Source organism: Kineococcus aurantiacus (assembly GCF_013409345.1).
Taxonomy (GTDB): Bacteria; Actinomycetota; Actinomycetes; order Actinomycetales; family Kineococcaceae; genus Kineococcus; species Kineococcus aurantiacus.
In genome coordinates, this window is the sequence record NZ_JACCBB010000001.1 from 2,179,491 (window position 1) to 2,198,751 (window position 19,261).

The window sequence follows — 19,261 nt, forward strand, 5'->3', positions numbered from 1 at the left end:
AGAAGGTTGCCTAGAGTGACTCCGGGGGACGTTCTCGACCCGACGGGAGGCGGACGGAGATGCAGCACGCCCCTGCGCCCGACCTCGACACCGTCTTCGCCGCCCTGCCCACCGCGTACCTCGTGGTCGACCGCGACCTCGTGATCGTCGAGGTCAACCGCGCCTACGCGACCATGCTGTCGCGCCGTCGCGAGGACCTCGTGGGACGGCCCGTGTTCGAGGCCTTCCCCCCACCGCCGGACACCCTCGACGACGACGGCAGCAACCCCGCCGAGGTGTCCATGCGCCGCGCCCTGGCCGGGGAGACCGACGTCCTGCCCACGCTGCACTACGACGTGGTCTCCCCGGCCACCGGCGAGCTGGTCCAGCGGCACTGGTCGGTCGTCAACGCCCCGCTCGCCGACGCCGACGGCGTCGTCCGCTACGTCCTGCACCGCGTCGAGGACATCACCGACTACGTCCTGGAGCGGGCCCGCTCGGTGCAGGTCGAGGCCGAGCTGTTCGTGCGCGACCGCGAGGTGGAGGTGGCCCGCCGCGCCGAGCGGCTGGCCGCCCGCACCGTCGCCGCGCAGGCGCACGTCGCGCTGCAGCTCGTCGAGGCCGGTGACCACGACGAGCTGCTGGAGGGCGTGCGCACCTTCGCCCGCTCCGTGCTGGGCGCCGCCACCGCCTCCGCCGCCCTGCTCGGCGAGCGCCCCCCCGGCAGCGCCGCCGCCGAGGTGACGGCGGCGGGCTGCCCGTCCCTGGTGCAGACGCCCGTCGTCGTCGACGGCGTGCAGCTCGGCGAGCTGGCCCTGGGCTGGGACCACCCGCGGACCCTGGGCGCCGGCGACCACGAGGTCGTCGGGGCCGTCGCCGTCCAGTACGGCCAGGCCGTCCTGCGGCTGCGGCACCGGGCCGCGGAGCAGGAGGCCGCCGAGACCGCGCTGGCCATGTCGGAGACGTTGCAGCGCAGCCTGCTGCCGCGACCCACCGCCGTCGCCGGGCTCGACGTCGCCGTCCGGTACCGGCCCGCCTCCCAGCAGGCCCGGGTCGGCGGGGACTGGTACGACGTGTTCCACGACGCCGACGGGACCGCGGCCCTGACGATCGGCGACGTCAGCGGCCACGACGGCACGGCCGCCGCCCTCATGGGTCAGGTGCGCTCCCTGCTGCGCGGCGTCGCCTACGCCACCCCCGCCGACCCCGGCCACCTGCTCGGCGTCCTCGACGAGGCCCTGTTCGACCTCGGCGTGGACGCGCTGGCCACCGCGGTCCTGGTGAGCGTGCACCCCGACGGGCGCGGCGGGCGCTGCCTGCGCTGGTCCAACGCGGGCCACCCCCCGCCGCTGCTGCTGCTGCCCGACGGGTCGGTGGAGGTCCTGGCCCGCGAACCGGAGCTGCTGCTGGGCTGCCGGACCGGCACCGGGCGCTCGACCCACCGCCGCGACCTGCCCGACGGGGCGACGGTCGTGCTCTACACCGACGGCCTCGTCGAACGGCGCGGCGCCACGATCGACGACGGCGTCCAGTGGCTGCGCGAACGGGTCGCCGCGCTCGCCGGGGACGACCCCGAGGAGCTGTGCGACGGCCTGCTGGCGGACCTGGGCGTCCCCGAGGACGACGTCGCGCTGCTGCTCGCGCGGGCCGTCCCCGCCGGCAGCCGCCCCGTCGCCGGCCTCGTCCTCACCGGGTCGGCCTGACCGCGTCCCTCACCGGCCGGGCGGACCCGGCAGGGCGCGGCGCAGGTGCGGGGCGAAGCGCTCGGCGACCAGGCGGTGCGAGACCGCGTCGAGGTGCAGGGCGTCCGGCAGCGGGTGCGCCGCCTCGTCCGCCGCGCCGAACAGCTCCAGGCCGTCGACCAGGTGCAGGTGCGGGTCGTCGGCCTGGCGCTGGCGCACGACCCGTTCCAGCTCCGCGCGCAGCGAGGACAGCGTGAGGCGGCCCGGCTCGGGCGTCCCCGTGGCCGTGAACCGCACCTCGCCGCGGGCCAGCGCGTCCAGGTCGAACGCCCCCGGCCCGGGGGTGTCCTCGTGCAGGGCGCAGTGCAGCGGCGTGACGACCAGCAGCGGCGTCGCCGGGTGCCCCTCGCGCACGGTGTCGAGGAACCCGTGGACCGCGGGGGTGAAGGCCCGCAGCCGCATGGCGTCCGCGTTGACGACGTTGATCCCCAGCTCCAGGCTGACGACGTCGGCCGGCAGGTCGCGGACGGCGCGCGCGGTCGAGGCGTCGAGCAGCGCGCCGCCGCCCAGGCCGAGGTTGCGCAGCTGCAGGTGCGGGGCGGCGAGGGCGACCCACGTCGTGCTGGGGCTGGCCGCGCCGGAGCCCTGGGACAGGGAGCTGCCGTGGTGCACCCACACCGGCCGCTCGTCCACCACGGGGCGGGCCGAACCCTCGACGCGGCAGGACAGCAGTTCCGTCCTCTCGTGCTGCGGCAGCCAGACCTCCACGAGCTGGTCGCGCGCCGGCACGCCCGTGAAGACGACCCGGCCCTCGTCGGCCGTCGTGAGGCCGACGAGCTCGCCGTCGACGCGCAGGTCGTAGACGCCCGGCGGCCGCGGCGGGACGCCCGGGTAGCTCTGGCGGGTCGCCTCGACGCGCAGCTCCACGGCGCTCACCGTCCCGCGGAACACGACCCGGACCCCCGAGGGCTGCGCCTCGGCCGTCAGGAGCTGGGGGTCGGGGAACTGCCGGCGCGCCCACGCGGGCAGGCGGTGCGGCAGGACCCCGCGGGCCGTCGTCTCCAGCTCGACGGCGCCGTGCACGTACTGCTCGGTCAGCGGCAGGTCCACGCCCGGGCCCCTCACGTCCAGGGCAGGGTGGCGCGGGTGGCCCAGTACCGCTCGGGCGGCTCGGCGGCCCCGTCGGGCACGACCGCGGGGGGCCGGGCGGCGAGGTTCTGCTCCAGCTGCCCGGTCGTCACCGCGCCGCTGAGGACCACGTCGACGAAGGGCTGGGCCAGGACCGCGCCGAGCGCGAAGGCGTCGACGCCCTGCCCGTCGACCCGCGCGAGCGCCGCGACGGCCGGGTCCGCGCCGCGGGCGGTGAGGCGGCCGTTGGCGACGCCCTCCTTCACCACGACGAGCCAGCCCTCGTCGTGGGCCTGCGCCAGCACCGGGCCGACGGAGCGTTCCAGCAGGTTCCACGTGGCCTGCACGGCGCTGAACGGCGCGCCGGTACCCAGCGCGCGTTCCAGGACGGCTCCCTGCGCGGGCCCGCTCGTCGAGAGGCCGACCCGAACGCCGGTGGCGGCGAGACCGGCCAGCGCCGCGAGCAGCGGCCCGTCGTCCAGGGCGGGGCTGTCGGGGGTGATGGAGTGGACGAGGTAGACGTCCGGGGGGCCGCCGAGGGCGTCGAGCGTCTGGGGCCACTGCCGCTCGAACATGGCCAGGGAGTGGTCCTTGCGCTCGTGGACGGCGGCGTCCAGGGACCAGTCGCCGACGTACTCGTAGCCCCACTTGGAGCCGATGGTGAGCTGGTCGCGCCGCCCGGGGTGGGCGGCGAGCCAGGTGCCGAGGAACCGCTCGGCGTGGCCGTAGGAGCGGGCGACGTCGACGTACCGGACCCCGCGCTCCCAGGCCAGGTCGAGCAACTGGTGACAGCGGGCTTCCATCTCCTCCACGGACCGTGAGGAGGCGAGGTCGTCACCGCGGCCCAGCGTGAGGTACGCGGGCCGGCCGGCGGCGGCCAGCCCCAGACCGAACCGGTGCACCCAGGGAGTGGTGTAGGTCACTCGCGTAGCGTAGGTGGGGCACCACCCTCCCCCCCATCGAGTTGGAGACGGACATGAACAACGCGCTGGGCGCCACCACGAGCGCCGGCCCCACCGTCTTCGTCGTGTACGGCGCCAGCGGCGACCTCGCCAAGCGCCTGGTCATGCCCGGTTTCGCCGCGCTCGCCGCGGCCGGTCTGCTGCCCGACCAGTGGGTCCTCATCGGTTCCGGCCGCCGCGCCACCCCGGTCGAGCAGTACCGCGAGCACGTCCGCGACGGTCTGCAGGAGTTCGCCCGCGGCAAGAATGGCGTGACCGACGAGGTCATCGAGTCGATCCTGCCGGGGCTGCGCTTCGCCGGCGGCGGTTTCACGGCCGAGGACCCCGGCGAGCTGCTGGACGCCATCGCCGCGGCCAAGGACGAGATCGGCTCCGACGCCCAGGTCGTGCACTACCTCGCGCTGCCGCCGACGACGTTCGTGGACTACACCCGGGCCATCGCCGCCCACGGGCTGGCCGAGGGCACCCGCGTCGTCTACGAGAAGCCCTACGGGACGTCCCCGCAGTCCTTCGAGGAGCTCGACCGGCTCGTCCTGTCGGTCTTCGAGGAGCAGCAGGTCTTCCGCATCGACCACTTCCTGGGCAAGGAGGCCACCCAGCAGCTGCACGTCATCCGGTTCGCCAACCGCATGATCGAGCAGCTGTGGTCCAACGAGCACGTCGCCCAGGTCCAGATCGACGTCCCCGAGGTGCTCGGCGTCGACGACCGCGCCACGTTCTACGACGAGACCGGCGCCACCCTCGACATGCTCGTCACCCACCTGCTGCAGGTGGCCGCCGAGGTGGCGCTCGACCCGCCGGCGGACTGGACCTCCGACGCGCTGGCGACGGCCCGCGAGGCCGTCCTGGCCAAGGTCCGCCCCATCGACCCCGACGAGGTCGTCCTCGGCCAGGCCGTGGGGTACCAGGACCTGGAGGACGTGCGCGACGGGTCCAGCACGGACACCTTCGTCGCGGCCCGGGTGTGGGTCGACACCGAGCGCTGGAGCGGCGTCCCGTTCGTCCTGCGGACCGGCAAGAAGCTCGCCGAGTCCCACCAGCACGTCACCCTCGTGTTCAAGCGGCCGCTGAACTCCCCGCAGAAGGACGACGCCGCCGCCCCCGAGACGCTGACGTTCACGTTGTCCGGCAACGGGTCCCTGTTCGCCGGGGTCACCGCCCGCCGCCCCGGCGTCTCCGACGACCTGGTGCCGGGGAACCTGTACCTGGACCTGGCCGACCTGCCCAACGCCGAGCCGCTGCCGCCGTACGCGGCGCTGCTGCGCGACGTCCTCATCGGCGACCGCGCCCTGTTCACCACCTCCGACGGGCTCCGGGACGCCTGGCGCGTCGCGGCCCCGATGCTGGACTGCCGTCCCCAGCTGCACCCCTACGAGCCGGGGACGTGGGGCCCGGCCGAGGCCGAGGCGATCGCCGCCCCGTACGGCTGGCTCACCGAGCACCCCCGCGCCTGAGGTCCGCGTTCCCCGCTCGAAGCACGGTTCGGGCCCTCCCAGGGCCCTGGGGAGGGCCCGAACCGTGCGTTGGGCGGGAGGCCGCGGCGACCCCGCGCCCGGTGCTCCCCGCGCGTCCCCTCCCCCGCGCGGCCCCGGCGGTCCAGAGTGGGTCCATGTCGGACGATCTGCTGGCCAACCCGGCGAACTTCCCCGAGCTCATGCTCCTGCCGCACCTGGACGACGAGTGGACCGAGGTCCGGCTCGGGCGGCGCAGCGACGGGGCGTGGGAGGTCTACGTGACCATCCGGGTGGACGAGGGGTACCGCAGCGAGGCGGCGGCCCAGGCCGTCGCCGACCACTACCGGGAGAACCTGCAGGCCTACGTCGAGCAGCGGCGGCGCAAGCGGATGCGCTGACCGCCCACCCGCGGGGCGCGGGACGGCGCGGGCCCGTGACGGGCCGGGCTCAGGACAGCGAGCGGGTGACGCGGTCCAGGGCGGGCGCGGGGGCCGAGGCCGGCGCGGCGGGGGCCGCGGGAACGGGCAGGGCCTGCGCGGGCGCCTGCGCCAGTGGCGCCGGAACCGGAGCGGGAGCCGGGGCCGGGTGGAAACCGGCGACGGGGCCGTTGGGCTGCTCGAAGACCTGCACGACCCACAGGCGACCGTCCTCGGAGCGGACCGCACCGAAACCGGCGACGCTGACCTCCGGGCGCAGGATGTTCGCCCGGTGGCCCGGGGAGGCCATGAACGCGCCCTGCAACTGGTCGGCGTCGGCGCCGACGCCGACGTTCTCGGCCACCAGCGACCACCCGGACAGCTGGCGGGACAGGTCGGGGTTGTGCTTGAGCTCGGCGTCGCCGGCCATCCGGAACGCCCAGTCGGTGGCGACCCGGTTGGCGTCGTCGGACAGCCCCAGGGCGGGCAGGCCGTTCTGGACGCGGGCGGCGTTGACGAGTTCGTACGCGTGCTGGGCCTGGCCGCCGTCACCGGTGAGGGCCGGGCCGTCCGCCTGCGCCGCACCGGCTCCGACGACGGCGCCCGCGGCGGCGGCGACGAGCGCGGCGGCGCCCAGGACGCGACGGCGCAGGGGGGTGCGGGGGGCGGTGCGGGCCGTGGTGTCCACAGGGTCCTCCGGGGGGCGGGGGCGTTCGGGGGGTTTCGTGCTCCCCCTCCCCCTCGGCCCCCGCGGGCCGCTCCTGTAGCCCGACCGGGTGAGAGGACCCCGCGCCCCGCCGGGCCGTCAGCCCGCCGACGTCGGCAGGTGCACCCGCGGCACGTCGTCCCCGTCGGTCCGCGCCCCCGCCGGCGCACCGTCCCGCGCGCGCACCTGGGCCGCGGTCCACGTCGCGCCGGCGCTGGCCGCGACCACGAGCACCACGCCCGCACCGCCGAGCACCGTCATGCCCTGCCCCAGCAGCGCCCACCCGGCGAGGGAGGCGATGACGGGTTCGAGGCTGAGCAGGACCCCGAACGTCCGCTGCGGCAACCGGCGCAGCGCCGCCAGTTCGAGGGAGTAGGGCACCACCGAGGCGAGCACGGCCGTCCCCAGCGCCAGCAGCAGCCCGTGCGGGGCGCTGACCGCGTGCAGCGCACCGGCGGCGCCGAACGGCACGAGCACCAGCGCCCCGACCGCGGTCGCGACCGCCAGCCCCCCGTGGCCCTCCGTCACCCGGCCCAGCCGGGCCCCGGCCACGATGTACGCCGCCCAGCAGGCCCCCGCCAGGAGCGCGAACACGACGCCCAGCACGTCGAGGGAACCACCGCCGCCCTCCCCGGCCAGCCCCAGCACGGCGACGCCGACGAGCGCGAGCGCCACCCACAGCAGGTCCCGGACCCGGCGGCTGGTGACGGCCGCCAGCGTCAGGGGGCCCAGGAACTCCACGGTGACGGCGGTGCCGAGGTCGATGCGGGACAGCGCGGCGTAGAAGCAGCCGTTCATCGCGCCCAGGCTCAGCCCCAGCAGCACGGCCGCGCGCCACTGCGGGCCGGTCCATCGCCGCACGCGCGGGCGGAACACCAGCAGGAGCAGCAGCGCGGCCAGCCCCAGCCGCAGCAGGGTCGTGCCCGTGCTGCCGCCGAGGGCGAAGAGGTGGACGGCGAGGGCGGCGCCGAACTGCAGCGACGTGCACGAGCCGATGACGAGGAGGAGCGGACCCACCGTCCCAGTCTCCTCCGCGCGAACCTGCCGTCCAGCGAACGTCTCCGAGCAGTACCGTTCAGCTCCGCTGACGAATCGAGGTCCCGTGCTGGACGTCCACCGGCTGCGCCTGCTGCGCGAGCTGCACCGGCGGGGCACGCTGGCGGCCGTCGCGGCGGCCATGAGCTACAGCCCCTCAGCGGTCTCGCAGCAGCTGTCCCAGCTCGAGGCCGAGGCCGGGGTGCCGCTGCTGGAGAAGCGGGGCCGCGGGGTCGTGCTGACCCCCGCGGCCCGGCTCCTCGTCGCGCACGCCGACGCCGTGCTGTCCCAGCTCGAACGGGCCGAGGCGGACCTGGCGGCGCTGTCCCGGGAGGTGTCGGGGGTGCTGCGCGTGGCGAGCTTCCAGACGGTCCTGTTCGCGCTCGTCCCCGGTGCGCTGACGCTCCTGGCGGCCCGGCACCCGGCGCTGCGCGTCGTCATCGACCACCGGGAGGCCGAGCCGGCGTTCTCCGCGCTCGCGGCCCGCGACGTCGACCTGGTGCTGGGCGAGGAGTACCCGGGGCTGCCGCACCCGCGCGCGGCCGACGTCGACGAGGAGGACCTCGTGCACGACGCGCTGCGCCTGGCGGTCCCGGCGACGGGCCCGTGGTCGGGGGTGTCGCGGCTGGAGGACCTCGCCGGGGCGCCGTGGGTCCTCGAACCCGTGGACACCGACCCGGGCCGCTGGGTGCTGGCCCGCTGCCGGCAGGCCGGTTTCGAACCCGACGTGCGGGTGCAGACGCCCGACGCGCTGCTGCACGTGCACCTGGTGGAGACCGGGCACGCGGTGGCGCTGCTGCCGGACCTGTCCCACGCGGGGCGGCGCCCCGCCCTGCGCTTCGCCGACCTGCCCGGGCACCCGGCGCGGCGGCTGTTCACGGGGGTGCGGCGCGGGGCGGCGGGGCGGCCCGCGGTGCGGGCGTTCCGCGACGCGCTGCGGGAGGTGGCGCGGGAGGTCGCGGCCGGCGCCTGAGCGCGGCGCCGGTCAGCGCCGGGGCCGCCCCGAGACCCGCACGTCCCCGCCGACGACGCTCACGTCGTCGACGTCGAGGCCGATCGCGTCGGTGATCGTCGTGACGCCCGTGCCGGCCAGGGCCGCGGTCCCCGCCCCCAGCAGCGTGGGCGCCACGTACGCGACGACGCGGTCGACGAGCCCGGCGGCGAGGAACGCCCCGGCCAGGGTGGGCCCGCCCTCCAGCAGCACGGACACGACCCCGCGCCCGCGCAGCTCCGCCAGCAGCTCCGCGGGCGTCCCGGCGCGGGAGACGAGGGTGGGGGCGGCGTCGTCGAGCACGCGGGCGCCGGCGGGGACCCGGCCCCGCCGGTCGAGGACCACGCGCAGCGGCTGCCGCCCGGACGGGGTGCCGTCGGCCGCGCGCGCGGTGAGGTGCGGGTCGTCGGCCAGGACGGTCCCGGACCCGGCGACGACCGCGTCGACGCGGCGGCGCAGGTCGTGGACCTCCTCGCGGGAGGCCGCCGAGGAGATCCACCGGCTGGTGCCGTCGGCGGCGGCCGAGCGGCCGTCGAGGGTGGCGGCGAACTTCCACAGCACGTGGGGGCGGCCCGAGCGGGCCGAGACCAGCCACGCCTCGTTGACGCGCTCGGCCTGCGGCGCCAGGACCCCGGCGAGGACCTCGACGCCGGCGGCGCGCAGCGTGTCCGCCCCGCCGCCCTCGACGGCACCGGGGTCGGGGACGGCGTAGACGACGCGGGCGACCCCGGCGCGCAGCAGCGCCTGGGCGCACGGGCCCGTGCGGCCGGTGTGGTTGCACGGTTCGAGCGTCACGTAGGCGGTGGCGCCGCGGGCGCGGTCCCCGGCGGCGGCCAGCGCGTTGACCTCGGCGTGGGGGCCGCCGGCGCGTTCGTGCCAGCCCTCCCCCACGACCGTCCCGTCGGGGGCCACGAGCACCGACCCCACGACGGGGTTCGGGGACGTCGTCCCCAGGCCCCGGGCGGCGAGCTCCACCGCCCGGGCCATGGGCCGCTCGTCGAGGTCGGGCGCGGGCATCAGCCGGCGAGGTCGAGCGTGTGCGAGGTGTGGTCGCGCTTGGCGCGCAGGTAGCGGGCGTTCGCGGCGGACAGGTGCACGCCCGTGGGGACGCGGCGCTCGACGCGGATGCCGTGCGCCTGCAGCTGCTCGGCCTTGTCGGGGTTGTTGCTCAGCAGGTTGATCCCGCCGACGCCGAGGGCGCCGAGCATCTGGGCGGCCGCGGTGTAGTCGCGCTCGTCCTCGCCCCGGCCGAGGGCGAGGTTGGCCTCGTAGGTGTCCAGCCCGCTGTCCTGCAGGGCGTAGGCGTCGAGCTTGGCGTACAGGCCGATGCCGCGGCCCTCCTGGCGCAGGTACAGCAGGACCCCGCCGGCGGTGGCGATGCGCTCGACGGCCTCGCGCAGCTGCGGGCCGCAGTCGCAGCGCTCGGAGCCGAACACGTCACCGGTGAGGCACTCGCTGTGGGGGCGCACGAGGGGGGTGCCCTCCTGCCAGTTGCCCAGGGCCAGGGCCAGGTGCTCCTTGCCGTCGACGAGCCCGTCGAAGGTGTGGACGCGGGCCGTCGTGCGGTACCCGTCGCCGAAGCGCAGGGGGACGTCGACGGCGGTGCGGACGGTCGCGACGGGGGTCTGGGTCACGAGCGGTTCCTCTCGGGCGACCTGCGGGGAGCGGTGGACGCTCCCCCTCGGGGGTCGCCGGTGACGGTGGGTGGGGCGGCCTCGTCGGTCACCGGGCCGAGCGTGCCGGACGGGACGGTCCGGTGCCCACGGGGGGCGCCGGGGTCCAGGGGCCGCGGCAGCACGCGGGTCGTGGAGCGCGGGTCGTTCGTCACGGACCTCGAACTGCCGGGGACCGCCGCCTGTTCCCGCGCCGGGCCCGGCCGGTGGCCGGTCGGGGTGGCGTTCGGCACGGCGGACCTCCCACGGACGAGTGACTTGATGCTTCAATCGACACTAGACGCGCTGACTTGAACCGTCAACAACAAGGAGCGTGATGGACCCCCAGTGGCTCGACGCCGACGAGCAGGCCACCTGGCGACGGCTCGCCGCGGTGCTCTCGGCCCTGCCCGCCGCCCTCGACGCCCAGCTCCAGCGCGACTCCGGGCTGACCCACTTCGAGTACGCCGTGCTGTCCACGCTGTCCGAGGCCCCGGACCGGACGCTGCGCATGAGCTGCCTCGCCGGCCTGGCCAACGGCTCGCTGTCCCGCCTCTCCCACGTCGCCGGGCGGCTGGAGCGCAGGGGCTGGCTCCTGCGCCGCCCCGACCCCGAGGACGGGCGCTGGACCCTGGCCACGCTCACCGACGCCGGCTGGGAGCAGCTCGTCACCGCCGCCCCGGGGCACGTGGGGGCCGTGCGGCGCGTGGTGTTCGACGCCCTGACCCCCGAGCAGGTCCGCCAGCTCGGGGAGATCGGCGAGCGCCTCCTGCGATCGGTGGAAGCCGAGCGGTTCTCCTAGGGGGGCGGTACGTTCGGAGGGTGGGAGCACCGACCGGTCGCGCGCTGAAGACGATCAGCTACAACCTCCACGAGGGCCGCGCGACGCTGGAGCTGGACCAGCTCGCGCAACTGCACGACGTCGACGCCCTGTGCCTGCAGGAGTGCGACACCCTGCGGCTGCCCGAGACCGTCGGCCCGCTGGTCCTGGCGGGCGCGACGCAGCGCAACCGCCTCGGTCTGGCCCTCTACTACCGCCCCGACCGGCTGCACGTGCACGGCCACGAGCTGCGCCCGCTGCGCCGGTCCATGCACGACCGGTTCCTCGCCCCCGCCCACGAGCGGCTGCTCGCCGTGCGCTTCGAGGACCTGCACGACGACGGCGCCCTGCTGACGCTCGCCTCCATCCACACCGCCCCGCTGTCGGCGACCAACGCCATGCGCCGCCACCAGATCACCGAGGCCCTCGGCGCGATCCGCGCCGCTGCGCACGGGTCGGCGGCCCTCGTCGTCGGGGACTTCAACTACCCGTGGTTCGCCAGCTCCCTGGCCCGGCGGCTGGCCGAGCAGGGCTTCGAGGTCTCCCACAGCGACCTGCCCACCTACGTGCGCAAGCGGTTCCGCGGGCACTTCGACTTCGCCATCTCCGAGGGCATGCACATCGAGCGGGTCAAGACGCTTCAGCAGGCCGGCTCGGACCACCTGCCCGTCCTCGTCGAGGCCCGGGTCAAGGCGCCCGTCCCGGCCTGAGCCGTCGCGGCCGGCGGAGGACGTGCGGCCGGCCCACGGTCACCGCCGGCCTCGGCCTCCTCCCACGTCGACGCGGGCGTCCGGGCGGGACGGCCCGTCGACGAACTCGCCGCCGACGCTCGTGATCAGCTCGGGACCGAACGACGCCACCGGGGTGCGGGCCCCCGGACGGCCCTCGCCACGGGCGAGCCGGCGGGTGGTCTCCGCGCAGACCGCGACGGTGGCGGCCTGCGCCTCCGGCAGGCGCGACCAGCCCTCCGCGCTCGTGCCGTCCTGCCACCTCACGTGGGCGTGACCCCAGGAGGAGACCCGGGGGGCGGACCGCGCCCGGAACTCGACGGCGGCGAGGCGACGCGCCGCGAACCGGCGCAGCGGCCCGACGGCGAGCAGGTTCGCGGCCGGCGGCAGGGCGATCCGCGCGAGCGCGCCGGTGGGCACCTCGCTGGAGGCCGCCTCCACGAACGGGGCACCGCTGGCCCGGTGGGCGGCGAGGAGTTCCCCCAGCGGCATCGAGGCGGTCACGACGCGGTCGCCGTCGGGGGTGACGAGCGCGCGCGGTGCGCCGCCGACCGGGGCGGCGACGAGCCGCCCACCGGCGAACCGCCGCCCCTGGAACCGCCGGCCGCCGGGAACGCCCGGCAGGCCCTCCACGAGGGTGCCCGCCAGCGCGTCCCCCAGCCGGCCCGCCTGCAGGGCGAGGGAGGGGACCATGTCGACGCGGACGCGCTCGGCCCGCCGTCCGGTGCGCGCGCCGTCGCGGCACAGCCGGACCACGACGCCCTCGGTGGCCGCCACGCCGAACCCGGCACCGGTCACGAGGGTCCGCCCCGCCCGCTCCGCCTCGGCGTGGCGGGCCAGGAGCCGCGACACGGCGGCCAGGTCGTTGGCGAGGTCGACGTAGTCGCTGCCGGCCGCCAGGCAGGCGTCGACCACCGGTCCGGCCGTCGCCGTGAAGGGGCCGACGGTGTTGACCACGACGGCGGGACGGACCGCGCGGACCGTGTCGGCCACCTCCCGCACCCCCGCGGCCACCAGGGTGCGGTGGCCGTGGCCGCCGGCCGCCTCCCGCAACCGGTTCCCGTCGCGACCGACCAGGACGACCTGCAGGCCGTCCCGCGCGAGCGCGTCGGCGACCCCCCGCCCGGTCCGTCCGGTCCCTCCGAGCACGAGCACGTCAGCCACGGCGTCGCCCCCCTGTCGATGACACGTCGTGTCATCGTCGCACCCGATGACACGTCGTGTCATCACCTGGCACGGGGGTGGTGGGCAGGTGCGCCGACGCCGCGACGTCGTCCGGGCCGAACCGGCGCTGCGGGAACGCGACACGCAGGAGCGCGACGACCTCGTCCGGGTCCGGCGCCTGTTCCCGACGTCGACGGCGACCAGCGGGGGGACCCGGGCGACGACGGACGGGCGGTGACCACGCGGCCGGGGCCGGGACCCGCGGGAGCAGCAGCTACCGCGACGCCACCGTCCCGGCCCGACCGCTCAGCAGCTGCCGCCGCCGCCGCCGCCGCCGTCCCCACCGCCGCAGCCGCCGCCGAAACCGCCACCCCCACCGCCGTCGCCGCCGAAGGAGTCGGCACCGCCGGCCGCACCGCCGTCGTTGAACCAGGAGGATCCCGTGTGCCCGGGCCGGTGGGGACCGCGACCCGACCTGAGGCGGCCGACGGCGCCGAGCAGCAGGACCACGACCGCGACGACGAAGAACAGGACGACCACGAGGACCACCTCCGTCCGCCTCCCCGCTGCACCCAGCAGCGCCGGGGGAGACGCTGGTCGCAGCGTGGCACAGGGACGCGCGCCGGGGTAGGGGTGCTGCTCCCGGTGACGCGGGGTCCACGACGGCCTGGCCGCAGGCCGCCGTCACCGGCAAGCTGTTGCGGTGCACCAGCACCCGCCGCCGGCGACGCCCGCCGCGCGGGCCGTCGCGCACGTCGACCGGCACGCCCGTGGTGGCCCGGTCGACCCCACCTGGCCGATCACCGTGCACTTCCACCCCGACAGGCCCGTCCGCAGCTCCCGCGGCGACGCCCACCCCCGCAGCGCGACGGTCCTGCGGGCCCTGACCGCCGACGGGCGCTACCGCTCCCAGTTCGAGACCGGCACCGGCAACGGCGGGCTGACCGCCCACCCCGGCGGGGACCGCTGGTCCTGGGAGTCGCGCCTGTTCGCCGCCGCCTACGACACCGAGCCCGCCGCCGCCCGCCCCGTCTACGGCTCCCTGAACCACGCCCGGCACCCCGTCGGGGGCTCACCCCGCTTCGGTTCAGCGCACCTGCGCCTGCGCGCCCACGTCCTGACCCGCACCACCTTCTGCTACCCCGACAGCGCCGAGGACCCCGTCGACGTCGCCACCGCCGCCCACTTCGACCTCCTGCGGGTCCGGCGGCAGCGACCCGACACCGCCACCCGCGACCTGCTCGACGACTACGTCGAGGCCCACGTCCACGGCGGTCTCCTGCTCGGGCGCGACGTCGAGGCCCTCGTGCTGGATCCCAGCCACCGCGGCACCGACGTCGAGGACGACGCGCACCGGTTCAGCCGGCGCTTCGCCGTGGCCCTGGAGTGGCACCCCGGCTTCGCCACCACCGCGCGGACCGTCGCCCAGCACCCCGGCTACCGCGGCGCGGACGTCGTCGCGGCCGCGGCCCGCGTCGCCGCGGGCGCTCCGGACGGGACGTTGACCCCGCGCGTCGTCGGGGTCGCCGCCCGCGCCGGCGCCGAGGACGAGCAGGTCCTCAAGCGCGTCTGGCACTGCACCGCCCGCTTCGGGTGGCCGTCCGGCGGCTCCCCCGCGGTGGTGGCGCCTCCCGGGCGCGGTCACGGGCCGTCGTCGACGTCCTGAGGCGTCGAGGAGCGGGCCGTCGCCGACCGTCCCGGCGCCGCCGCCCGAGTCAGGACAGGGCCAGGAGGAGCCCGGCGACGACGAGGGCCGTGGCGGTGGTGGCGTGCACGCTCACCGCGTGGCGCAGGGTCCCCCCGTCCCGGGTGACGACGACCGCGTCCCCGACCGGGGTGAGGGCCGCGGCGACCAGGACCCAGCCGAAGGCGTGCTGCCCGGCCGCGGCGAGGACGACCAGGGGCACGATCCCGGAGGTGATGTCGCGCACGCCCTTGATGCTGGTCAGGGCCCGCGGGCGGTCCTGCGGGACGCCGAAGCCGGCCAGGGCCACCCGCGGGGCGACGAGGAAGCGGGCACCGATGAAGAGGATGGAGACGCAGCCGGCGACGGCGACGACCAGGGCGGCGGTGGTGGTGACGGTCATGGCGGACAGCCCTCCGGGAGATGATCTAACGACGTTCGATAACGACGTTAGACCTCTCGGTCAGCGTTGTCTACCACTGCAATCTAACGACGCTAGACTGCGGCCGTGAGCCCCCGACCAGCCCCCGACCGGACCGCGCGACGCGCGCAGATCACCCACCTGACCCGCCAGGTCGCCGAGGCCGAGGGCTGGGCCGCGGTGACCATGCGCCGCCTGGCCGGCGAGCTCGGCGTCACCCAGCCGGTGCTCTACTCCGCCTTCACCAGCCGCCAGGACCTCGTCGACGCCGTCGCCCTGGACGGCTTCACCGCCCTGAGCGCGGCCCTGGAGGCCGCCCCGGCCACGCCACCGGCCCGGATGGGCGCCTACCTCGACTTCGCCGTCGCCCACCCCCGCACCTACGAGGCGATGTTCTCCCTGCCCTCCCAGCTGCGCTTCGGCGACAGCACCCACGCACCGCTCGGCCGCGCCTTCACCGCCATCCGCGAGGCCTTCCCCACCACCGGGGACGACGGAGCCGACGACGTGCGCGCCGAGGTGGCCTGGTCGACCCTGCACGGCCTGGCCACCCTCCAGGCCGGCGGACGCCTGCCCGCCGGACGCACCCGGGCGCGGCTGGAGGCCGCCCAGCGGATGCTCACGCCCGGGACGACCTGAGGGCCCGCCACCGCCCCGACGCGCCGCGCCGCCGGGGTCAGCCGGCGATCCCGGCGAGGTCGAACACCTGCGGCGGGCCGGAGAGGAGCTTCTTGGTCCCCAGGCCGTACCGGTCCAGGACCTCCACCTCCCCGGCCTCCAGCCCGTCCAGCGCCAGGGCCACGAGGTCGGCGGGGTCGTTCATCGCGCCCTCGGGCAGGTCCAGCCCGGCCTCCGCCGCGAACGCCTTCATCGGCTCGGTGGCCGTCATGCCGGGCACCAGGGCCGTGACCTGGGTCCCCTGGGCGGCCAGCTCCAGCCGGATCCCGTTGGTCAGGCCCCACTGCGCGGACTTGGCCGCCGCGTAGGCGGTGTTCCCCTCGACGGTGGCCCACGCCACGGCCGACAGGACGTTCAGGACGGCGCCGCCGCCGTTGCGGGCCAGGACCGGCGCGAAGGCGCGGACCATCGCCAGGGTCCCGTAGAAGTTCGAGTCGACGACCTCGCGGATGGCGCGCAGGTCACCGTCCACGAGGTTGCCGCCGGCGGTGGAGGCCGCGTTGTTGATGAGGACGTCGACGTCGCCGGCGACCTCGGCGGCCGCCTGGACCGAAGCCGGGTCGGTGATGTCGAGGCGGAGCACCTCGGCCCCGGGGACGTCGACGAGTTCGGGGCGCCGGGCCGTGGCGTAGACCTTGGCGCCGCGGCGCAGGAGCTCGGTCGCGAACGCGTGCCCGATGCCGCGGTTGGAGCCGGTGACCAGTGCAGTGCTGCCGTGGAGTCGCATGCTCCGACCGTACGGAGCCGGCGTGCGCGGATCGATGCTCGATCAGCTCGTCTTCTTGCTCGTCCGCCTCACCGCGTGGTGAGGTGACGCCGTGGATCCCCTGAGCGACGTCCTGACCGTCTCCGGTGTCCGCGGCGCCCTCGGCAACCGCGTCGCCGCCGGCGGGACCTGGGCGACGGCCGTGGACGACTGCTCGGGCGAAGCCGTGCTGCACGCGGTCACCGCGGGCAGCGCGTGGCTGACCGTGCCCGGTCGCGAGGCGCTGCACCTGGCCGCCGGGGACGTCGTCCTGGTCGGCAGCGGCATCCCGCACGTCCTCGGCGACGACCCCCGCACCCCCGGCACCGCCTGCGACCGCGCGGCGGCGACCCGCCGCGGCCGCACGGGCGAGGTGCTGACGCTGGGGTCGCAGCCGCCCACGACGCACGTCGTCACCCTCTCCTACACCTGCGACAGCACGGCCCTGACGCAGGTGGTGCAGAGCCTGCCCGACCTCGTCCACGTCGCCGCCGGCACGGGGACGGCCGGCCTGGACGCCACCGTGCGGATGCTCGACCAGGAGCTGCGGGACCCGCAGATCGCGTCGACCGCGGTGCTGAACAGCCTCATCGACGTGGTCCTGGTGCAGCTGCTGCGCGCCTGGCTGGCCTCGCGCCCGGTCGCGTGCCGGGGGACCTGGCTGGCGATGACCCAGGACCCGGTGGTGGGCCGGGCCCTGGAGCACCTGCACGCCGACCCCGGACGACCCTGGACCACGGCCTCCCTGGCCACCGCGACCGCGGTGTCGCGCGCGACGCTGGCGCGACGGTTCCCGGCGGTCATCGGCCAGACCCCCGCCGCCTACCTGACGTCGTGGCGCATGGACCTGGCCGCGGTGCGGCTTCGGCAGGGCCGGGAACCGGTGGAGTCGATCGCCTCGGACGTCGGGTACTCCTCCGTGCCCGCCTTCACGCGGGCCTTCACCCGCGCCCACGGCCGGACCCCGGGCAGGTACCGCACCCAGGCGCGGGACGCGGGGCAGGCGTGGGAGACGGCCCCCGCCTGAGGACCCCCGCGGGCCGGGTCAGCCGTTGCCGCCGGCGCGGAACTCGATCCAGGCGTCGTTCATCCTCTTGACCTGGCCCGGGGTGAACACGTCCATGCAGCTGTCGTCGGAGTAGTCCATGAAGTTGTGGACGGGGTCCAGCCCGGGGGCGGCGCACGTGTCGGCGCCGACGGGGCAGCCGAACTGCGGGACGGCCTCGCGCGGGGTGTCGGCGACACCGTCACCGCTGGCGGAGCAGGCGCCGGCGAAGGTGTGCTCCAGGGCCATCCAGTGCCCCACCTCGTGGGTCAGGGTGTCGCCCTCGTTGTAGGGCGCGGCCGTTCCGCCCGGCATGGACTCGTCGAGCATCACGACCCCGTCGAGGTAGTCGCGGCCGTTGTTGTACCCCTTGGGGAAGTAGGCGTAGCCGAGCAGCCCACCGCCGAGGTCACCGACGTAGACGTTCAGGGTCTCCGAGTCGCCCTCGTGCAGCGCCCGCTTCATCGCCCGTTCCCCCTCGCCCCGCGCCAGCGACGCCCAGGCCGGGTTCACCGTGTACGTCGTGCGCTCGAGCGCGAAGCGGAACGGGGACGCGGCCGCGTCGGGCGAGGTCCTGCCGGCGTAGGCGTCGTTGAGCACCTGCACCTGCGCCGTGATGAGGGCTGCGTAGCGGGACTTCTCGGCCGGGGTCGTCGGCTGGTCGGTCACGACGTGGAACACCGTCTCGACCGTCACCGACCCCGCGGTCATCATCGGGTGGGGTTTGATGACGCCGTACTTCTTGGCGTCCTTCGCCGCGTAGAGCGCGGGTTCGGCGACGGCCGCGCCCTCGCTGACGCGCGCCGCGGAGCCGGGTTCGGCGCACCCGGCGGCCGCGGCCGTCGAGGCCTCGGCCGACGTCGACGTGACCGCCCCGGAGGCCGTCAGGGCGGTGAGCGTCACGACGGCGGCGACGGGGGCGAACCTGCGGGCGAGGTGCCGGGCACGGGAGACGTGAGGCGTCATGGCGGGATCCAGTCGTCGCGGGGCGAGGTGCGCCCACCCTGGCACACCGCCTGGCTCCCAAGCAGGACGATCCCCGGATCCGTCCTCACGCGTCGGCGGGCGCACCGAGGACGGAGAGGAGTTCCAGCTTCTCCTGGTCCTCGGTCCCGGGCACCGCGGTGTACACCAGCAGCAGGTGGTTCTGCTGCGGGTCCAGCAACGTCTGGCAGTGCAACTGGATCGGACCCACCGCCGGGTGCACGAACCGCTTGACGTCAGTGGGACGAACCCCCACCTCGTGCAGCTCCCACAACCGGCGCAGTTCCTCCGACCTCGCCAACGCCAACTCGGCCAGCTCCGCGGCCCGCGACCCCGGCCCCCGCCGGGTCACGACCTCACGCAGGTGCGAGGCGTACAACCGGGACAAGAACGCGTGGTCCTGCGGCGCGTACCACTGCCGGGTCCCGGGGTCGGTGAACCAGCGGTACCCCAGGCTGCGGGCCGGCCCGCTCCACCGGGTGGCGTCGCCGGTCAGCGCGATGCCCATCGGTGTCTGGCGCAAGGTCACCCCCAGCTCGGTGACGATCTCGGCCGGGGTGTCCTCCAACCGGTCCAGGATCCGCAGCAGGCCGGGGCTGACGTGCTCGCTGAGGGCACCACGCGCCGGCGGCTGGTGCCCAGCCAGCCGGAACAGGTGGTCACGCTCGTCCAGGCCCAGGTGCAACCCCTGGGCGATGGAGGCGACCATCTGCACCGACGGCTGCGGCCCGCGCCCGCGCTCGAGCCGGGCGTAGTAGTCGGTGGACATGTGGGCCAAGGCGGCGACCTCCTCACGCCGCAACCCGCTGGTGCGGCGCCGCTGCCCGCGGGGCAGGCCGACGTCCTGCGGTTGCAGGGCCTCACGCCGCAGGCGCAGGAACTGCGCCAGGCCGGTCCTGTCGATGTCCATCGGTCCTCCCCGTGCGGTGGTGCACCCTTCCTACCGGCTCGGCCCACCACCAGCCACGACCTGCCGGTCCCCCCTTC

At 76.1% G+C, this 19,261-nt stretch carries 22 protein-coding genes; 10 read left to right on the forward strand and 12 right to left on the reverse strand.

Annotated features, from left to right (window positions below; genetic code table 11):
- Positions 1 to 59 precede the first annotated feature (59 nt).
- Positions 60 to 1,682, forward strand: coding sequence for a SpoIIE family protein phosphatase (locus tag BJ968_RS10525; protein WP_179751597.1), 1,623 nt, complete (start codon positions 60 to 62; stop codon positions 1,680 to 1,682).
- A gap of 9 nt (positions 1,683 to 1,691) precedes the next feature.
- Here the strand turns inward: BJ968_RS10525 and BJ968_RS10530 are convergent, their stop codons facing one another.
- Both BJ968_RS10530 and BJ968_RS10535 read right to left on the reverse strand, forming a co-directional pair.
- Positions 1,692 to 2,792, reverse strand: coding sequence for an SGNH/GDSL hydrolase family protein (locus BJ968_RS10530; RefSeq protein ID WP_179756528.1), 1,101 nt, complete (start codon positions 2,790 to 2,792; stop codon positions 1,692 to 1,694).
- A complete protein-coding gene (locus BJ968_RS10535) occupies positions 2,783 to 3,712 on the reverse strand; it encodes an aldo/keto reductase (RefSeq protein ID WP_343077954.1) in 930 nt (309 codons plus the stop codon). The genes BJ968_RS10530 and BJ968_RS10535 overlap by 10 nt, the downstream gene beginning before the upstream one ends.
- Before the next feature lie 53 nt (positions 3,713 to 3,765).
- Between BJ968_RS10535 and BJ968_RS10540 the strand changes: the two genes are divergently transcribed.
- Both BJ968_RS10540 and BJ968_RS10545 read left to right on the forward strand, forming a co-directional pair.
- Positions 3,766 to 5,205: a glucose-6-phosphate dehydrogenase gene (locus BJ968_RS10540; RefSeq protein WP_179751599.1), complete on the forward strand. Its 1,440-nt coding sequence runs from the start codon at positions 3,766 to 3,768 to the stop codon at positions 5,203 to 5,205.
- A 155-nt stretch (positions 5,206 to 5,360) separates the two neighbouring features.
- Positions 5,361 to 5,603, forward strand: coding sequence for a hypothetical protein (locus tag BJ968_RS10545; RefSeq protein WP_179751601.1), 243 nt, complete (start codon positions 5,361 to 5,363; stop codon positions 5,601 to 5,603).
- A 49-nt stretch (positions 5,604 to 5,652) separates the two neighbouring features.
- On the opposite strand, the gene BJ968_RS25630 is transcribed toward BJ968_RS10545, so the two are convergent.
- Positions 5,653 to 6,309 carry a CAP domain-containing protein gene (locus BJ968_RS25630; protein WP_179751602.1) on the reverse strand — a complete coding sequence of 219 codons (657 nt, stop codon included), beginning with the start codon at positions 6,307 to 6,309 and terminating at the stop codon, positions 5,653 to 5,655.
- A 117-nt stretch (positions 6,310 to 6,426) separates the two neighbouring features.
- Complete coding sequence (locus BJ968_RS10555) at positions 6,427 to 7,344, reverse strand: EamA family transporter (protein ID WP_343077956.1); 918 nt, start codon at positions 7,342 to 7,344, stop codon at positions 6,427 to 6,429.
- An 85-nt stretch (positions 7,345 to 7,429) separates the two neighbouring features.
- On the opposite strand from BJ968_RS10555, the gene BJ968_RS10560 reads away from it, so the two are divergent.
- The gene (locus tag BJ968_RS10560) at positions 7,430 to 8,335 is read left to right on the forward strand and encodes a LysR substrate-binding domain-containing protein (RefSeq protein ID WP_179751607.1); all 906 of its coding nucleotides are present in this window, start codon (positions 7,430 to 7,432) and stop codon (positions 8,333 to 8,335) included.
- A 12-nt stretch (positions 8,336 to 8,347) separates the two neighbouring features.
- Here the strand turns inward: BJ968_RS10560 and ribD are convergent, their stop codons facing one another.
- Together ribD and BJ968_RS25635 are read right to left on the reverse strand one after the other, a co-directional pair.
- Positions 8,348 to 9,370 (reverse strand): bifunctional diaminohydroxyphosphoribosylaminopyrimidine deaminase/5-amino-6-(5-phosphoribosylamino)uracil reductase RibD, encoded by a 1,023-nt coding sequence (ribD, locus tag BJ968_RS10565; protein WP_179751608.1) that lies wholly within the window; start codon positions 9,368 to 9,370, stop codon positions 8,348 to 8,350.
- Positions 9,370 to 9,987 (reverse strand): GTP cyclohydrolase II RibA, encoded by a 618-nt coding sequence (locus tag BJ968_RS25635; protein WP_179751610.1) that lies wholly within the window; start codon positions 9,985 to 9,987, stop codon positions 9,370 to 9,372. The genes ribD and BJ968_RS25635 overlap by 1 nt, the downstream gene beginning before the upstream one ends.
- A 355-nt stretch (positions 9,988 to 10,342) precedes the next feature.
- Between BJ968_RS25635 and BJ968_RS10575 the strand changes: the two genes are divergently transcribed.
- Both BJ968_RS10575 and BJ968_RS10580 read left to right on the forward strand, forming a co-directional pair.
- Positions 10,343 to 10,807 carry a MarR family winged helix-turn-helix transcriptional regulator gene (locus BJ968_RS10575; protein WP_179751613.1) on the forward strand — a complete coding sequence of 155 codons (465 nt, stop codon included), beginning with the start codon at positions 10,343 to 10,345 and terminating at the stop codon, positions 10,805 to 10,807.
- 20 nt (positions 10,808 to 10,827) lie between these two features.
- Positions 10,828 to 11,535 (forward strand): endonuclease/exonuclease/phosphatase family protein, encoded by a 708-nt coding sequence (locus BJ968_RS10580; protein ID WP_179751615.1) that lies wholly within the window; start codon positions 10,828 to 10,830, stop codon positions 11,533 to 11,535.
- A 39-nt stretch (positions 11,536 to 11,574) separates the two neighbouring features.
- Here the strand turns inward: BJ968_RS10580 and BJ968_RS10585 are convergent, their stop codons facing one another.
- A complete protein-coding gene (locus BJ968_RS10585; protein WP_218884983.1) occupies positions 11,575 to 12,717 on the reverse strand; it encodes a saccharopine dehydrogenase NADP-binding domain-containing protein in 1,143 nt (380 codons plus the stop codon).
- 46 nt (positions 12,718 to 12,763) lie between these two features.
- On the opposite strand from BJ968_RS10585, the gene BJ968_RS10590 reads away from it, so the two are divergent.
- Positions 12,764 to 12,955 carry a hypothetical protein gene (locus BJ968_RS10590; protein ID WP_179748104.1) on the forward strand — a complete coding sequence of 64 codons (192 nt, stop codon included), beginning with the start codon at positions 12,764 to 12,766 and terminating at the stop codon, positions 12,953 to 12,955.
- Between the two features lie 68 nt (positions 12,956 to 13,023).
- On the opposite strand, the gene BJ968_RS10595 is transcribed toward BJ968_RS10590, so the two are convergent.
- Positions 13,024 to 13,266 carry a hypothetical protein gene (locus BJ968_RS10595; protein ID WP_218884984.1) on the reverse strand — a complete coding sequence of 81 codons (243 nt, stop codon included), beginning with the start codon at positions 13,264 to 13,266 and terminating at the stop codon, positions 13,024 to 13,026.
- A 154-nt stretch (positions 13,267 to 13,420) separates the two neighbouring features.
- Here BJ968_RS10595 and BJ968_RS10600 point away from each other — a divergent pair, with 154 nt between their 5' ends.
- Positions 13,421 to 14,383 (forward strand): DUF3626 domain-containing protein, encoded by a 963-nt coding sequence (locus tag BJ968_RS10600; RefSeq protein WP_179751619.1) that lies wholly within the window; start codon positions 13,421 to 13,423, stop codon positions 14,381 to 14,383.
- A 49-nt stretch (positions 14,384 to 14,432) separates the two neighbouring features.
- Here BJ968_RS10600 and BJ968_RS10605 read toward each other — a convergent pair whose 3' ends face one another.
- Positions 14,433 to 14,804: a DUF4267 domain-containing protein gene (locus tag BJ968_RS10605; RefSeq protein WP_179751621.1), complete on the reverse strand. Its 372-nt coding sequence runs from the start codon at positions 14,802 to 14,804 to the stop codon at positions 14,433 to 14,435.
- A 105-nt stretch (positions 14,805 to 14,909) separates the two neighbouring features.
- Here BJ968_RS10605 and BJ968_RS10610 point away from each other — a divergent pair, with 105 nt between their 5' ends.
- The gene (locus BJ968_RS10610; protein WP_179751623.1) at positions 14,910 to 15,461 is read left to right on the forward strand and encodes a WHG domain-containing protein; all 552 of its coding nucleotides are present in this window, start codon (positions 14,910 to 14,912) and stop codon (positions 15,459 to 15,461) included.
- A gap of 37 nt (positions 15,462 to 15,498) precedes the next feature.
- Here BJ968_RS10610 and BJ968_RS10615 read toward each other — a convergent pair whose 3' ends face one another.
- The gene (locus tag BJ968_RS10615) at positions 15,499 to 16,227 is read right to left on the reverse strand and encodes an SDR family NAD(P)-dependent oxidoreductase (RefSeq protein ID WP_179751625.1); all 729 of its coding nucleotides are present in this window, start codon (positions 16,225 to 16,227) and stop codon (positions 15,499 to 15,501) included.
- 91 nt (positions 16,228 to 16,318) lie between these two features.
- Between BJ968_RS10615 and BJ968_RS10620 the strand changes: the two genes are divergently transcribed.
- Entirely contained in the window at positions 16,319 to 17,272 is a 954-nt protein-coding gene (locus BJ968_RS10620; protein WP_179751627.1) for a cupin domain-containing protein, read from the forward strand.
- Positions 17,273 to 17,290: 18 nt separating this feature from the next.
- Here the strand turns inward: BJ968_RS10620 and BJ968_RS10625 are convergent, their stop codons facing one another.
- Positions 17,291 to 18,256 carry a zinc metalloprotease gene (locus tag BJ968_RS10625; protein ID WP_179751629.1) on the reverse strand — a complete coding sequence of 322 codons (966 nt, stop codon included), beginning with the start codon at positions 18,254 to 18,256 and terminating at the stop codon, positions 17,291 to 17,293.
- An 85-nt stretch (positions 18,257 to 18,341) separates the two neighbouring features.
- Positions 18,342 to 19,184 (reverse strand): helix-turn-helix transcriptional regulator, encoded by an 843-nt coding sequence (locus BJ968_RS10630; protein ID WP_179751631.1) that lies wholly within the window; start codon positions 19,182 to 19,184, stop codon positions 18,342 to 18,344.
- Between the last annotated feature and the right edge of the window lie 77 nt (positions 19,185 to 19,261).

What these genes read in the sequence shown, in the direction of transcription:
- BJ968_RS10575 (WP_179751613.1), top strand. Translation starts at nt 10,343, where the DNA reads ATGGACCCCCAGTGGCTCGACGCCGACGAGCAGGCCACCTGGCGACGG.
- BJ968_RS10605 (WP_179751621.1), bottom strand. Translation starts at nt 14,804, where the DNA reads ATGACCGTCACCACCACCGCCGCCCTGGTCGTCGCCGTCGCCGGCTGC.
- BJ968_RS10630 (WP_179751631.1), bottom strand. Translation starts at nt 19,184, where the DNA reads ATGGACATCGACAGGACCGGCCTGGCGCAGTTCCTGCGCCTGCGGCGT.
- BJ968_RS10540 (WP_179751599.1), top strand. Translation starts at nt 3,766, where the DNA reads ATGAACAACGCGCTGGGCGCCACCACGAGCGCCGGCCCCACCGTCTTC.
- BJ968_RS10545 (WP_179751601.1), top strand. Translation starts at nt 5,361, where the DNA reads ATGTCGGACGATCTGCTGGCCAACCCGGCGAACTTCCCCGAGCTCATG.
- ribD (WP_179751608.1), bottom strand. Translation starts at nt 9,370, where the DNA reads ATGCCCGCGCCCGACCTCGACGAGCGGCCCATGGCCCGGGCGGTGGAG.
- BJ968_RS10625 (WP_179751629.1), bottom strand. Translation starts at nt 18,256, where the DNA reads ATGACGCCTCACGTCTCCCGTGCCCGGCACCTCGCCCGCAGGTTCGCC.
- BJ968_RS10590 (WP_179748104.1), top strand. Translation starts at nt 12,764, where the DNA reads ATGACACGTCGTGTCATCACCTGGCACGGGGGTGGTGGGCAGGTGCGC.
- BJ968_RS10525 (WP_179751597.1), top strand. Translation starts at nt 60, where the DNA reads ATGCAGCACGCCCCTGCGCCCGACCTCGACACCGTCTTCGCCGCCCTG.
- BJ968_RS10615 (WP_179751625.1), bottom strand. Translation starts at nt 16,227, where the DNA reads ATGCGACTCCACGGCAGCACTGCACTGGTCACCGGCTCCAACCGCGGC.